This window comes from Streptomyces xiaopingdaonensis, from assembly GCF_000262345.1.
GTDB classification, from domain to species: Bacteria; Actinomycetota; Actinomycetes; order Streptomycetales; family Streptomycetaceae; genus Streptomyces; species Streptomyces xiaopingdaonensis.
The window spans coordinates 1-13,352 of sequence record NZ_AJTQ01000179.1; the positions used below are offsets into that span (position 1 = coordinate 1).

9 protein-coding genes are annotated in these 13,352 nt (G+C 73.6%); all 9 read right to left on the reverse strand.

Annotated features, from left to right (window positions below; genetic code table 11):
• The coding region (locus UWG_RS0114600; protein WP_016907961.1) for an oxidoreductase at positions 1-1,960 on the reverse strand (1,960 nt) is incomplete at its 3' end.
• Between the two features lie 66 nt (positions 1,961-2,026).
• Entirely contained in the window at positions 2,027-2,875 is an 849-nt protein-coding gene (gene chcA, locus UWG_RS0114605) for a 1-cyclohexenylcarbonyl-CoA reductase (RefSeq protein ID WP_016907962.1), read from the reverse strand.
• Positions 2,872-4,080, reverse strand: coding sequence for an acyl-CoA dehydrogenase family protein (locus UWG_RS0114610; RefSeq protein WP_016907963.1), 1,209 nt, complete (start codon positions 4,078-4,080; stop codon positions 2,872-2,874). Before UWG_RS0114610 ends, chcA begins: the two co-directional genes overlap by 4 nt.
• Positions 4,077-7,073, reverse strand: coding sequence for a 3-phosphoshikimate 1-carboxyvinyltransferase (gene aroA / locus UWG_RS0114615; RefSeq protein ID WP_016907964.1), 2,997 nt, complete (start codon positions 7,071-7,073; stop codon positions 4,077-4,079). Before aroA ends, UWG_RS0114610 begins: the two co-directional genes overlap by 4 nt.
• A 688-nt stretch (positions 7,074-7,761) precedes the next feature.
• Positions 7,762-8,505 (reverse strand): Mut7-C RNAse domain-containing protein, encoded by a 744-nt coding sequence (locus UWG_RS0114620; RefSeq protein WP_033196146.1) that lies wholly within the window; start codon positions 8,503-8,505, stop codon positions 7,762-7,764.
• Positions 8,506-8,833: 328 nt separating this feature from the next.
• Positions 8,834-10,141 (reverse strand): HAD family hydrolase, encoded by a 1,308-nt coding sequence (locus UWG_RS0114625; RefSeq protein WP_016907966.1) that lies wholly within the window; start codon positions 10,139-10,141, stop codon positions 8,834-8,836.
• Positions 10,142-10,292: 151 nt separating this feature from the next.
• Positions 10,293-11,564, reverse strand: coding sequence for a sulfite oxidase (locus UWG_RS0114630; protein ID WP_016907967.1), 1,272 nt, complete (start codon positions 11,562-11,564; stop codon positions 10,293-10,295).
• 41 nt (positions 11,565-11,605) lie between these two features.
• Positions 11,606-12,013, reverse strand: coding sequence for a TauD/TfdA dioxygenase family protein (locus UWG_RS32180; protein ID WP_337459928.1), 408 nt, complete (start codon positions 12,011-12,013; stop codon positions 11,606-11,608).
• A gap of 462 nt (positions 12,014-12,475) precedes the next feature.
• The gene (gene aroQ / locus UWG_RS0114640) at positions 12,476-13,075 is read right to left on the reverse strand and encodes a gamma subclass chorismate mutase AroQ (RefSeq protein WP_016907969.1); all 600 of its coding nucleotides are present in this window, start codon (positions 13,073-13,075) and stop codon (positions 12,476-12,478) included.
• Between the last annotated feature and the right edge of the window lie 277 nt (positions 13,076-13,352).

Sequence of the window (13,352 nt, forward strand, 5' to 3'; positions counted from 1 at the left end):
CCGTGAGGCCCGCGGCGTCGGCGGCGCCGCCGACGACCTCGTAGGGGACGCCGGCCGCCCGGAGCGCCGGGAGCGGGCTGCGCTCCCGCTCCTGTCCGAGCGCGGTGACGACCGTGTCGGCCGGGACGAGCCGCCTGGTGCCCTCCGCGTCGGTGAGCAGTACCCCGTCGGGGTTCACCTCGTGGTACGTGACGCCGGTGAGCAACTCGACGCCGCGTGAGCGGAGTTCGCCCACCACGGCCCAGCGGGTGCTCGGGCCCATGCCGGCGCCGATCCGCCTGCCGCGCCGGGCGATGGTGACGCTCCGCGACGCCGGTTCCGGCCGCGGCCCGTCGGCGAGTCCGTGCGCGGTGAAGAACTCCTCGGCGGTGGGCGGCCGCTGCGGCGAGGTGAGCCAGTGGGCGAGGTCGACGGCGATGCCTCCGCCGCCGAGGACGAGCACCCGCTCGCCGAGCTCCTCGGGCGCCGCGAACGCCTCGGCGTAGGTGAGGAGTCGGGCCCGCGCCCACCCGGGGAGCGTGGGGAGCCGCGGGGTGACGCCGGTGGCGAGTACGGCGCCGTCGAAGCCGCGCAGCAGGGGTGCGTCGCCGAGGCCGATTCGGCGGCGCAGGTGGAGGCGGACGCCGAGGCGGGCGAGTTCGGCCTCCCAGGTGCGGATCGCGGTGCCGAAGTCCTCCTTGCCGGGGACGCGTCGGGCGAGGGTGAACTGCCCCCCGGCCTCGGCCGCCGCCTCGAAGACCTCGACGCGATGGCCGAGCGCGGCGAGCGCGCGGGCCGCCTCCAGCCCGGCGGGGCCCGCGCCGACGACGGCGAAGCGGCGCGGAGCCGGGGACAAGCGCTCGGGGAAGTCGAGTTCGTGGCCGGCTCGCGGGTTGACGAGGCAGGAGACGCGCTCGGTGCCGAAGGAGCGGTCGATGCACGCCTCGTTGCAGCCGAGGCAGGGGACGACGAACTCGGTGCGGCCCGCACGGGACTTGGCGACGATCTGCGGGTCGGCGAGGAAAGGACGGGCCATGGAGACGAAGTCGAGGCCGCCGCGCGCCAACTCCTCTGCCTGCTCCAGGCGGTTGACGCGGTTCGAGGCGATTACGGGTACCCGCCCGTGTCCCGCGGCGTGGAGCGCCTTGCGCACCGACTCGGCGTACCGCGCCCAGGCGCCGGGCGGGACGACCGCCTGCACGGTGGGCACGCGCGACTCGTGCCACCCGACGCCCACGTCGACGGCGTCGGCCCCGTGCTCGGCGAGCGCCACGCAGAACGCCTCCGCCTCCTCCTGCGGGGTGCCGCCCTCGACGAGGTCGGCGCCCGAAGTCCGGTACAGCACGGGAAAGTCGGCCCCGACCGCGTCGCGCACGGCGTCGAGGACCTCCAGCGGGAAGCGGCGGCGGCGCTCGGCGTCGCCGCCCCAGGCGTCGGTGCGGCGGTTGGTGAACGGCGCGAGGAACTGGTTGAGGAGGTATCCCTCGGAGCCCATGAGTTCGACGGCGTCGAAGCCGAGCTCCCGGGCCCGGCGCGCGCCCGAGGCGAAGTCGGCTGCCGTGGAGGCGAGTTCCGGCGGCGTCATGGCGCGCGGTGTGGTGCCGGAGAACCTGCTGTGGACGGCGGAGGGGGCGAGCGGGGTGCGGCCGTCGAGGAGCGCGTAGCGGCCCGCGTGGAAGAGCTGGAGCGCGATGCGGCCGCCCTCGCGGTGGACGGCGGCGGCGACGCGGGCGAGCGCGTCGCCGTGGGCGGGGTTGTTGACGAGGCTGTAGCCGGGGCCTCCTGCGCCCGTCTCGTTGACGGCGCTGCCTCCCGTGACGAGGAGGCCGGCGCCGCCGCGGGCGCGTTCGGCGTAGAAGGCGGCGAGCGCTGCCCCGCCGTCGTCGAGGGCCTCCAGGTTGAGGTGCATCGCGCCCATCACGACGCGGTTGGCGAGGGGGAGCGTCCCGATCGTGCCGGGGCGCAGGACGTGTGGGTACACGGAGACTCCTCGGTCTGTCCTGCCTGCGGGGACGCGCGGCCCCGGTCGTCGGGGCCGCGCGGTCCTTCACTCGCTGCGGTGCGGCCTCGGCGGCAACTGGAGCTCGGGCCCTGCATCGGCGAAGAACGGCGGCGCGACGGCGCTGAGGCCGCCGTCGACGACGAGCGTCTGCCCCGTGATGTACTCCGACTCGGGGCCCAGCAGGAAGGCGAGCGTGTCGGCGACCTCCTGGACGGTGCCGGCGCGGCGCTTGGGGATGCGGTCGAGGACGGTCTCCATGGAGGGCATCCCCGGGACTCCGTAGAAGAAGTCCAGCGAGTCCGACTCGATGAGCCCGCCGTTGACGGCGTTGACGTTGACGCCGTACGGCGCGAACTCCAGGGCCATGTAGCGGACCCACGCCTCGATCGCGGCCTTCATCGCGCCGAGCGTCGCGTACGTCGGGTAGGCGCGGACGCTGCCGTAGGAGGAGAGCGCCACGATGCGTCCGCCGTCGTCCATGAGCGTCAGCGCCTGCTGTGCGCCGAGGACGAAGGGGCGGAGGTTCATCGCGTAGGAACGGTCGAGGTGATGGGGCTTGAGGTCGACGATGTTCTTGAAGGCGCTCGCCGCCGCGTTGTTGACGTACCAGTCGAGGCGGCCGCAGCGGCGGGCGACCTCGTCGAAGAGCGCCTCGATGCCCTCCTCGGTCTCCACGTCCGCCTGCACGGTGAAGCCGCTGCCGCCCGCCGCCTCGATGTCGGAGACGGTCTTCTCGGCGAGGTCGTTGTTCCTCTTGTAGTTGACGGCGATCGTCGCGCCGTGCCGCCGGGCGAGGGTGAGCGCGAGCTGCCTGCCGATGCCGCGCGAGGCGCCGGTGATCAGCGCGACCTTCGTCCTCGCCGCGGTTGCTCCGCTGTCGGGTGTCGGTGTCACTTCGCCCCTCCCTGCGCCGTCGCCGCGTCGGCCGGCTGCGTACGCAGACGGGTCAGCTCGCGGAAGACGACGGTCTTCTGGATCTCGTTGGTGCCTTCTTCGAAGCGCTGTGCGCGTGCGTCCCGGTAGACCCGCTCGATCGGGCTGGTCTTCCAGTAGCCCAGACCACCGTGCACCTGGAGGGCGTTGTCGGTGACCCGGGTGAGCATGGAGACGGCGGTCATCTTCGCCATGGAGGAGAGCATCGAGGCGTCGTCGCCGCCCTCCTCGAACCTGCGTGCCGCGTGGAGGACGAGGTGCTTCGCCGCCTCGATGTCCGCGGCGTTCTCGGCGAGCATGAACTGCACGGCCTGGCGGCGGCTGAGCGCCTTGCCGAAGGAGACGCGCCGCTCGGCGTAGTCGAGCGCCAGCTCCTGTGCGCGTTGGGCGAGTCCGACGCAGCTCATCCCGACGGAGATGCGCGAGGGGGTGAGGAATCCGCCGAGCGCGACGTCGAGGCCCTCGCCCTCCCTGCCGAGCCGGTGGGCGACGGGCACGGGGGTGCGGTCGAAGCGGATCTCGGCGTGGTCGGTCCCGGTGACGCCCATCGTCCGGGAGGTGTCCTCGGCGTGGACGCCCTCCGCGTGCCGCGGGACGAGCAGCGCGACCGTGCCCTCGTGGCCCGTGGTGCCGTCGACGCGGGCGGCGAGCAGGTAGTAGTCGCAGCGGACGCCGAAGGTGATGAGGTGCTTGTGTCCGGTGAGGTAGTAGGTGTCGCCCTCGCGGACCACCGTCGAGGTGATGTCGGCGCCCGTGCCGTTGCCGGGTTCGGTGAGCGTGAACGCGATCTTGATGTCGCCCGAGATCGCCGGCAGGACGAACTTCTTGCGCTGCTCCTCGTCGGCGAAGGGGTCCATGGCCCGCCAGATCCCGTTGACGACGTGCACGATCATCCGCGTCGAGCCGTGCGAGCGGGAGAAGACCTCCATCAGCTCCATCCACTGCGGGAAGGTGAGCCCGAACCCGCCGTACTCGACGGGCGCGGCCATCCGCAGGAAGCCGTGCCCGCGCAGCTCGGCCCAGAGCTCCTCCGGTACCTCGCCGGTCGTCTCGATCCGCTCGGCCCACTCCTCCCCGGGTCCCGTCACCCAGGCGGCCACCCGGTCCTTGAGTGCGGCGAACTCCGCCTCGGTCACCGGCTGTTCTGCTCGGGTCGTGTCGGTCACTTGCTTCCCTCCTCGCGCTGCGGCCGCAGGGCGCGTGCCCGCTCCCGCAGCAGGAACTTCTGGATCTTCCCCACCTCGTTGCGCGGCAGCGCCCCGGCCACCGGCTCCAGGCGCTCCGGCCAGTACTGCTTGGCGACCTGGTGGGAGTCGAGGTACTTCTGCATCTGCGCGAAATCCAGCCCGGCGCCGTCCTCCAGCACCACGAAGGCGCAGGCGCGTTCGCCGAGCCTGTCGTCCGGCATGGCAACGATCGCGACGTCGCCGACGGACGGGTGGTCGTGGAGGAGCTGCTCCACCTCGGCGACCGGGATCTTCTCACCGCCGCGGTTGACGACGTCCTTGACCCGCCCCGTGATGCGCAGGAACCCGGCGGCGTCGATCGTGGCGAGGTCGCCCGTGCGGTACCAGCCGTCGTCGGTGAACGCCTCGGCCGTGACGTCGGGACGCTCCAGGTAGCCGTCGAAGACGGTCGGCGAAAGGATCTCGAAGTTCCCCTCGGTGCCGGCGGGGAGCTCGGAGCCGCGGTCGTCGGTGACGCGGAGGCGTACGCCGGTGAGGGCGCGGCCGTCGGTGCCCCAGCGCTGCGCCGGCTCGTCGCCGGGTGCGGCGAGGGCGGCGAGGCAGGTCTCGGTGGAGCCGAAGGCGCCGAGGACCGTGGTGCCGAGTACGCGCCCCGCGCGCTCTGCGAGGCCGCGCGGGACGGTCGCACCGGTTGCGACGAAGAGCCGGAGGCTCTGCGGGGACCGTTCGCCTTCCTCCACGGTGCGGACGAGGTCCATGAGGAACGGCGTCGCCGCCTGGACGAAGGTGGCGCGGTGCCTGCGCAGCGAGTCGAGGGCGAGCCGCGGCGACCATTCGGCCTGCACGATCTGCGGTACGCCGAGGACGAGCGCGAGCCACATGCCGTAGAGGAACCCCGTCTGGTGGGCGAGCGGCGAGGGGACCCAGACGGTGTCCTGCCCGGTGAGCCCGAGGTGCTTGATCTCCATCGACACGGCCCGCGTGAGGGCGTCGCCGCGCTGGAGGACGCCCTTCGGCTCGCCCGTGGTGCCCGAGGTGAAGAGGAGCTGGCCGATGTCGTCCGGGCGCGGTGTGATCGCGTCGAGTGCCGTGCGGTCGGCGGGCGTTGCGGCGAGGGCGCTTTCCCAGTCGTGCCATTCGATGTCGGCCGCGGCGCCGGCGACGTGCGGCAGCTCCGCCTGCCCGCCGTGCTGCGGCAGTACGACGACGTGGCCGAGGCGCCCGGTCTCCGCCGACTCGCCCACCATGGAGGCGACTTCGGCCGCGTGGCGGCGTCCCTTGAACTCGTCGGGGACGAGGAGCACCCGGGCGCGGGAGCGGCGGAGGGTGAACGCCGTCTCGCGCGAGCGGAAGATCGGCATGATCGGGCAGCAGGTGGCGCGGACCCGGAGGCAGGCGAGCGCGATGGCGGTGAACTCGGCGGTGTTGGGGAGTTGGAAGGCGACGGCCTCGCCCGGCTGGACACCGAGGCGGAGCAGGAGCCGGGCGATCAGGTCGCTGCGGTCGCGGAGTTCGGACCAGCTCAGCCGGTGCGAGCCGGCTTCTCGTACGTCGACGACGGCCGTCTCGTCGGGCCGCTCGACGGCGCGGCGCTCGACCCACTCGGGGAGGGTGAGACGGGCGGCCTCTTCGGGGCGCGAGGTGTCGGGGGCCGACTTCGCCGCGGGGCGGCCGCCCTCGACGGACATGGGGATGCCGAGGGTGTTCATCGACTCGAGGAACGTCGGGTAAGAGATGCGGTACGCGTGCGGATAAGTGAGCGTGGAGCTGCCCGCCGCGCGGGAGGCAGCGACCGCGAGGGACATCAGCACGCGGTGGTCGTTGAAGGAGGAGAGCTTGGCTCCGACGAGCCTGCGGGCGCCGCCCGCGATCCGCAGCGTCTCCCCTGCCAGCTCCAACTGCCCTCCCATGGAGTTGAGCTGGAGCATCGCTGCCGCGCGGTCCGACTCCTTGAGGCGGGTGTGCGCGACATGCCGGAAGACCGACTCGCCCTGCGCGAAGGTGGCCAGGGTCGAGAGGATCGGCAGCATGTCGGGGACCTCGCGGCAGTCCACGTCGATCCCCTTGAGGTCGACGCCGTCGTGCCGGATGCGGACGCCGCCGGCCGCCTCGTCGAGCTCCATCGGGACGCCCATCCGCGCTGCGAGGTCGAGGAAGTGTGCCTCGGGGTGGTCGGCGGCGTCGCCGGAGAGGCGCGTCATGCCGCGGAGGAGGACGTCGGAGGGGTGGAGCGCCGCGGCCGCCACGCCGAAGGCGGCCGAGCCGATGTCCGGCGGGAGCGTCAACTCGGTGGGGACGGCCCGCTGGTCGCCCTCGACGGTGAAGGTGCGCCAGTCGTCCGCGACGTCCACGCGGAGGCCGAACCTTCGCATCATCGCCACCGTCAGCTCCAGGTAGGGCCGCTCGTTGAGCGCGCCCTCGACCTCGATCACGGTGGGTCCCGCGGCGAAGGGCGCCAGCAGGATGAGCCCGGAGACCCACTGCGAGAGGGTGCCGGGGATGCGGACGTGGCCGCCGGTGGGCCGCCGCGCCTCGACGTGCACGGGCGGGCACCCCTCGGCCGACGTCAGGCTGACGCCCATGGCACCGAGCGCGTCGAGGAGCGGGCCGACCGGGCGGCGTTTGAAGTACTTCTGCCCCGTGACCGTGACCGGCTTCTCCGCGAGCGAGGCGAGTCCGATCATGAAGTACAGGGTGCTCCCCGAGCTTCCGGCCGAGACGGTGGAGCGCCGGGGGGTGTAGCGCCCGCCGTGTACGACGAACGCGTCGCCATCCCTGTCGATCCGGGTGCCGAGGCCGCGCAGCAGTTGGACGGTGTAGTGGACGTGGCGCGCGTCGGAGAGACCGCGCACGACGCTGGTCCCCTCGGCGAGCGAGGCGAGGATCAGCGCTCGGTGCGCGTGGTACTTGGAGTGGGGCACCTGGACTTCGCCGCGGAGCTGCTGCCGGGTTCCCTTGACAAGAAGATGCATCGGTTGTGCTTCCCATACCCATGGTTGCGGCACGCGGAGGGCGCGCCTAGGGCGGATGAGGAACGGTCGTCGGTAGTCGGGGCTGAGGGACGCCCCGCATCCTGGCGAGCGTGGGGCCCCACCGCGCGGCGCCGTGCCGTCCTGGCGTGGGAGACCCGCTCGGACTCCTCCCCGCGGATGAATCAACGAGCACGCGGTTGACCGCAGGCGCGCGGGTGTACGGCGGGGGCGCGGGAGGGTTCACAGCGGCGCGCGTTGCGCGCCCGGAGCCCCGTTTCGCGGTGCGGCGAACGGGAGTTCACGGACGCAGGCGCGCAGGGCCGGCCCTCGGCCCTGCGGGATTGCCGCCGGCCGGGGGCGCTCCGACGTGTTCTAGGTCTTCGTTCCGTGCGTCGGCAGGGAGGGGCAGCGCATCCGGTGGACTGGGGCACGGTGCGAGCTGCTGTCGCGGCACAGGGGCCAGTTGCTGGCCGGCGAGGTCGTGGCAGGAGCCCCACGCTGGGCTTCCCGGATGACGAGCCCGAGGCCGGGCGGTGCGTGACCGCCGCGTGCTGTTCGGAAGAGCTCGATCATGTCCTCCGGTATATCAGATGCATAATGCAACGACTTCTGAGGGGGTGGCCGTCTCGGCCTGACTGGGAGTCAGGCCAAGGGAGTCGGGGAACCTGAGGTGGGCTGCCCTACGGCCTCAGCCGTTTCCGGGCGCGTCGCCCTCCGAGGCGGCAGCGACGATCGCGTCGAGGCGCGCGGCGTGGGCGCCGCGCCAGTAGACGCGGGCGCACGAGGAGCACCGCGCGAAGACGTCGTAGGTACGGCGGGTGCCCGGAGGAAGCAGCGAGGCGACCGCGGCCTTCTCGACGGGGACGAGGAAGCCGTTGCACGCGGGGCAGCGGGTCCACGGGGCGAGGGTCGGCGCGAACCGGTCGAGCACGTCGGCGAGTTGGTCGTCGGGGCGGCTGCCGTGGACGTAGGCGCCGTGGCGGAGGGCGCGCCGCCGCAGCAGGCCGCGGTCCCGGGTGAGGAGGACGGCGTCCGACTCGTCGGCCTCGGCGAGCAGCGCGTCGTCCGGGGCATCGTTGCGGTAGCCGGTGTCGACGCCGAGCAGGCGGAGGCGTCGGGCGAGGGCGCCGAGGTGGACGTCGAGGACGAACCGCTCGCCCTCGGGGAGCCGTTGCGGGCGTGCGACGGCCTCCACGCGGACCCGCGCCCCGGGCGCCGGCCGCTCGCCCGGCCCGACGGCGCCGGTGTCCGCGCGCAGGCGTCCGACCTCGGTGAGCGGGACGCCGGCCGACTGCACGTGGTGCCCGAGCGTCGAGGTGCCGTCCCACGGCGAGGCGACCTCGCCCGTGGCCCGCCGGCGTGCGCGGAGGAAGAAGCGGAGCGGCTGCGCGAACTCCAGCCGCACGGGCGCCTGGTGCGGCCCCGCGGTCACGGTGCGGTGCCCCGGGCGCGGCCGGGGCGAAGTGCGGGGGCGGTGGGTCTCATCGGCTGGGCCCTCCGGTCGCCGGTCTCGGGCACAGCGTACGGCCGGCACCGCGGGCGGCGGGGCGGCGCTCCGCGGGGTACGGCGAGTGCGGGCGCTCCGGGCGGCGCCAGGGCTGCGAAGTGAAGAGGCGTGCGCCCCCGACGGCGACGAGCCGGGCGGCGCCTGCACGGTGCTGACGGCGCCGCCCGGCGCCACCGACCCCCGTGCGGCGCATCGGAGTCGGCGGCACGGCGAAGGCGCCCGCTCCCCGGGGAAGCGGGCGCCGACGTCCGGATCACCCGTGGATGGTGTCCCGCTGGTCGGGGATGACGGAACCGTCGTGGCGCAGGACGGGGCCCAGGGAGCCGTCGGTGTTGGTGTACCCCTCGGTGGAGCAGGGATAGGTGCCCTTCATCCGCGGCTCGGGGTCGATGAACATCGGGTTGAGGACCCAGCGGCCGTCCTCGTTGTCGTACGCACGGCAGTTGATCTCGTTCTTGTTGCGGTTGAGCACGAGGTGCGCGCCGGTGGCGTCGTCGACGAAGGTGACGTCGGTGTCCGCGTCGCCGCCACCGACGGCGATCCGCTTGTGCCACGCCTGCCGCTCCCAGGCGTCGGCGCCGTGGACGCCGAAGATCTCCTGGTTGATCCAGCAGCGCTTGCCGTCGATGTACGGGATGGAGTCGCCGTGGACCACGCGCTTCTCGTCGCCGCAGCCCTCGTTGTACGGCGTCAGCCGGCCGTGGTCGGTGGTGTTGCGGATGCCGATGGTGTGCTTGCGGTCGATGCCGACGCCTTCCGCCCACTCCTCGGCGACCGGCTCGACGCCGGCGGAGACGATGTAGACCTCGAAGCCCGCGCGCTGAAGGGTCCTGATGAGGTCGCGCTGCTGGTCGTAGTAGCGGACGTAGCCGTGCATCGTGTGGCTGCCGACCTGGCGCTCGGAACCGACGGGGGCGGCGAGCCACTCGTCCCGCGCCTGCGAGGCGTAGTGGCGGAGCTCGCTCACGGTGTGGCCGGCGAAGAGCTGCCCGACCCAGGCGTACTCGGGCACCGTGCGGCGGTGGTTCCACTCGCCCTCGAAACCCTCGGCGCCCGCCATCGTCTTCGCCTCGGTGCGGAGGGAGAAGATCTCGTCGGTGCAGTCGGTGTCGGTCGACGTCGGGAGCGGGGCGCCCACGGGGACGTCGGTTCCGCAGGCTTCGGTGAGCGCCCGGTCGGCCGCGGGCGTCAGCCACTTACTGATGTCGGTCCACTTCGCCGGGCGGAGGATCTTGTCGTGTTCGAGGGCCCAGGCGAGGACGGTGTCGGTGGTGTCGTTCTTGGTGATGGTGTTGTCCCAGTCGAACGCCGCGACGGGCCGCTGGCCGTGGCCGGAGCGCCCGTGGTCGTCGCAGCGCCCGCGCTCGTCGATCACCTGCTGGAGGCGCTCGCGGTTGTCGCCGTGCCACTCCAGGTCCGTGGAGAGTTGCGGGCAGTGGACGCTTCCGCTGCCACCGCGTGCATGGTCGGTCGTCTCCGGTGCCGCGGTCGCGGGGGCGGTCGCGGTGACCACCGCGACCGCCGCAGCGCCGACCGTGGCCAGCAGGGATCTCTTGCGCATGTACCTCTCCGTTGTGCCGTAGGCAGCCAGGACAACGGGCCGGTACGCGCAGGGCGCCGGCCCGATGGCATGCACCGTACATCCCGCGGACACATACGTGTTACATATGCGCACCGGTTGACGTCGGCCGAGGCCATTCGGCGGAACCCCCTCAGGCGACGCGTACCGGATGCCGTACGACGGCGGAGAAGAGGTAGCCCTGCTCGTTGAAGACCGTCCGTTCCGGCTGGACGCGTCCCGCCGTGTCATGGGCTCTGGCCAGCAGCTCGACATCACCGGTGCGCTCGGGGCGCCACGGCAGCGACCAGCGCACCCACTGCGCGCTCCGCGCGCGATCGTGGAGCCGCGCGGGACGCCACCGCGCCCCGCCGTCGGTCGAGACCTCCACCCGATCCACGCCTCCCCTGCCCGACCAGGCGCGGCCGGTGAGCAAGTGCTCGGTACGAACGCGGAGTTGGGCTTCCCAGGGCAGTTCGAAGGCCGCCTTGAGAGTCTGCTCGGCAAGCGGCGCGCTCCCCTCCGGCGGATAGGACGGGCCGAAGAGGCGGTAGGTGTCGGTGTTCCACGGGGAGTAGAGCGGAGCGTCGGAGACCTCGATGTCGCCCACCCACTTCACCGAGGAGATCCCCACCCAGCCGGGGACCACGACGCGGACCGGGTGGCCGTGGTCGTACGGGAGCGGCTCGCCGTTCAACTCGTAGGCGAGGAGCACGTCTTCGAGCGCCTTGGCGAGCGGCAGCGGGCGGCGGACCCGGCCCTGGTCGACGCCGTCGTCGACGTAGGCGGGGTCGAGCCCGCGGGGCATCACGTCGACGGCGTGCTCCGAGACACCCGCGGCGCGCAGCACGTCGGCGAGGCGCGCCCCGCGCCAGCGCCCGCTGCCGACGGCCCCGAGGCGCCAGGCGGTGCCCGACACCTCCTGCCCCTGCTGCTCGGCGAAGAGGCCGCGCCCGTTGCCCGCGCACTCGATCAGCGCCGAACGCTCGTACGCACGGAAAGACTTGAGGTCGTCGATCCCGAACTCGGCGGGGCCGCCCCGCAGTCCGCTTCCCCATACGCGCAACGCCCATTCGGCCGCGTCGAGTTGCGGCGTCTCGGTGTGGTTGCGCACGAAGAAGCGATCGGCCGGGGTGTGCAGTCCTGTGCCGCGCAGCACCTCGAACCTCGTCTCCGCGTTGGTGCCGCGCACCGTGAAGAGGTGCTCGGGCAGCGGTTTGAGGATGCCCGGTGCCGCCGTCCCGCGCGCCGGCGCGGCGTGCGCGCCCGGCGCCGTGAGGAGCGGCGCCAGGACGCCGGCCGCCGACAGCACCGTGAGCAGTCGGCGCCGGCTCACCCCTTCGGCGCGCGCCTCGCCGGCGAGCCACTGCCGGCGCCTTCCTGTGTCGTAGGCGCGTTCCCGCGCCGACGCCGTCTGCCGTCTCATGGGGTTCCTCCCGTGCGAAGTGCGGGCGCGTGCGCCCCGGTTCAGGCGGCGGTCGGCTCGCCGGAGGCGACGCCGAACCCCGGCGCCGGCGCCTCCTCGGGTGCGATCGGGCGGGAGCGCCGCCCGTCGGGGCCGACCGGTACGTCGCCGTCGACGGTGCCGCGGCGGAGCCTGCGCTCGCGGCCGCCGGAGTCGTCGACGCCGTACCGCTGGGTGGTGCGGTTGTCCCGGATCGCCACGCCGCTCTCCCGCCACCGGCGGCGGACGGTGTGTCCGGGGCGCTCGATGTGGCTCCGGAAGAGTTGGAGCAGGGCCTGCGAGCAGCGCCCGCCGAGTCCGGTGGTCTGCTGGAGGAAGTCGCCGAGGAGCAGGGCGCGTTCACCGGTCTCCGGGTGGATGCGGAGGAGCGGGTGCTCGGTGCGGAAGGTGGTCGAGGTAGACCTCTCGATGGGGCGGAGGAGTGCGACTTTCCGCCCTCGGACGGGCGGCCGCGCAGTCGTTGGTGTGCCGGCCGCGGAGGCTGCCGGCGAGGACGCGGAGCGGCTCGGGGAGGTCGGCCTGCACGGATGCGGGCGCTGGCTGGTTCACGGGCACGGGGCGTCCTTCCGGGCGACAGTGCAGGAGGCGGGCCGCAGGCTGAGGGCGTCAACTGCCGGTCGGGCGGGATGGGTTGCGAGGGGGCGCCGGGCGGCCCCGGTGGTGTCGGTGGGGCGCCCGTCAGGTCGCGTCGGGGCCGGGCCGGCAGGTGGCCTGGACGCTGCCGCCGGGGACGCGGTTGCGGGGCGGGGCGGGTCGCTGCTTCGTGCCGACGAGCATCGCGAGGGGCGACGACGCAGGTCAAGGCGGAGCCCGCGGAGTTCACGGCGGTTCACGAGACCGCAAATCCCCTGCCGTGAAGAGACGTTGGGGCGTCATACCTTGCAGACCGAGGCGACGGCTCTGGCGAGCGCGTCCCGGTGGAGGGCGTCCCAACGCCTGTCCTCGCCGACGCGGGCGGCGGCGCCTTCGGTCCGCCCGCGGCAGTACGGCGCCGAACGGGCGGTCGCCGCCTCGGCGAGGGCGTCGACGAGCTTCTGGTCGGTACGGTCGATCTCCCGGCGTACGGAGGCGAGTCCGCCCTCGGGGCGCGCGGGCGCGCGGTCGGTGCCCTCCTGCCAGCGCTTGTGGAGGCCGTGCTGGACCTCCTTGCCGGCCTCGATGTGGTCCCGGAAGACCCGCGCGACCGGCTCGGGCCTGGCTCCTGCGCCCCGCGCCTTCACCCGCGCCTCCTCCAGCACCCGCCGCTCCCGCTCGGGATCGCCGATCGGGGCCGACTCGTGCCACTTGACCGCGGCGACGCGGTCGGCGACGGCGAGCCGGTCGGCGGACACCTCCACGACGGGACCGAGCGTTTCCGGCCCGGCCGGCGCCCGTCGGCCATCGGCCGGCGCGGCCCCGCCGACGAGGAGGGTCGCGGTGAGGAGTGCGGCTGCTGGGACGGGGACGGCTTTACGGCGCGGGCTCGCGGACACGGGCGGGCTCCTGGGTGATCGGGGCGGTCGGTCGGTCCGGGGTCTTCAACGAGCGTGACGGCGAGGGGTAACCGGGCCCTCGCAGCGGGGGCTCGGGGCCGGTGGTGGGTGCGTTCCGCTCGTCCGTGCCGCGGAGGAAGTCAAGTGGGCAGGCACGGTGGGGAGTTCGCCGTGCGCGGATCGCCGTGCCCGTGCCGCGGAGCCGTGCGGGACCGAGAGCGTTCCTGCCGTGCGGTAGCGGCAGGTGTGGCGTCCGTTCCTGCCGCAACCGCCGGAC

What these genes read in the sequence shown, in the direction of transcription:
- aroA (WP_016907964.1), bottom strand. Translation starts at nt 7,073, where the DNA reads ATGCATCTTCTTGTCAAGGGAACCCGGCAGCAGCTCCGCGGCGAAGTC.
- UWG_RS0114625 (WP_016907966.1), bottom strand. Translation starts at nt 10,141, where the DNA reads ATGCGCAAGAGATCCCTGCTGGCCACGGTCGGCGCTGCGGCGGTCGCG.
- UWG_RS0114630 (WP_016907967.1), bottom strand. Translation starts at nt 11,564, where the DNA reads ATGAGACGGCAGACGGCGTCGGCGCGGGAACGCGCCTACGACACAGGA.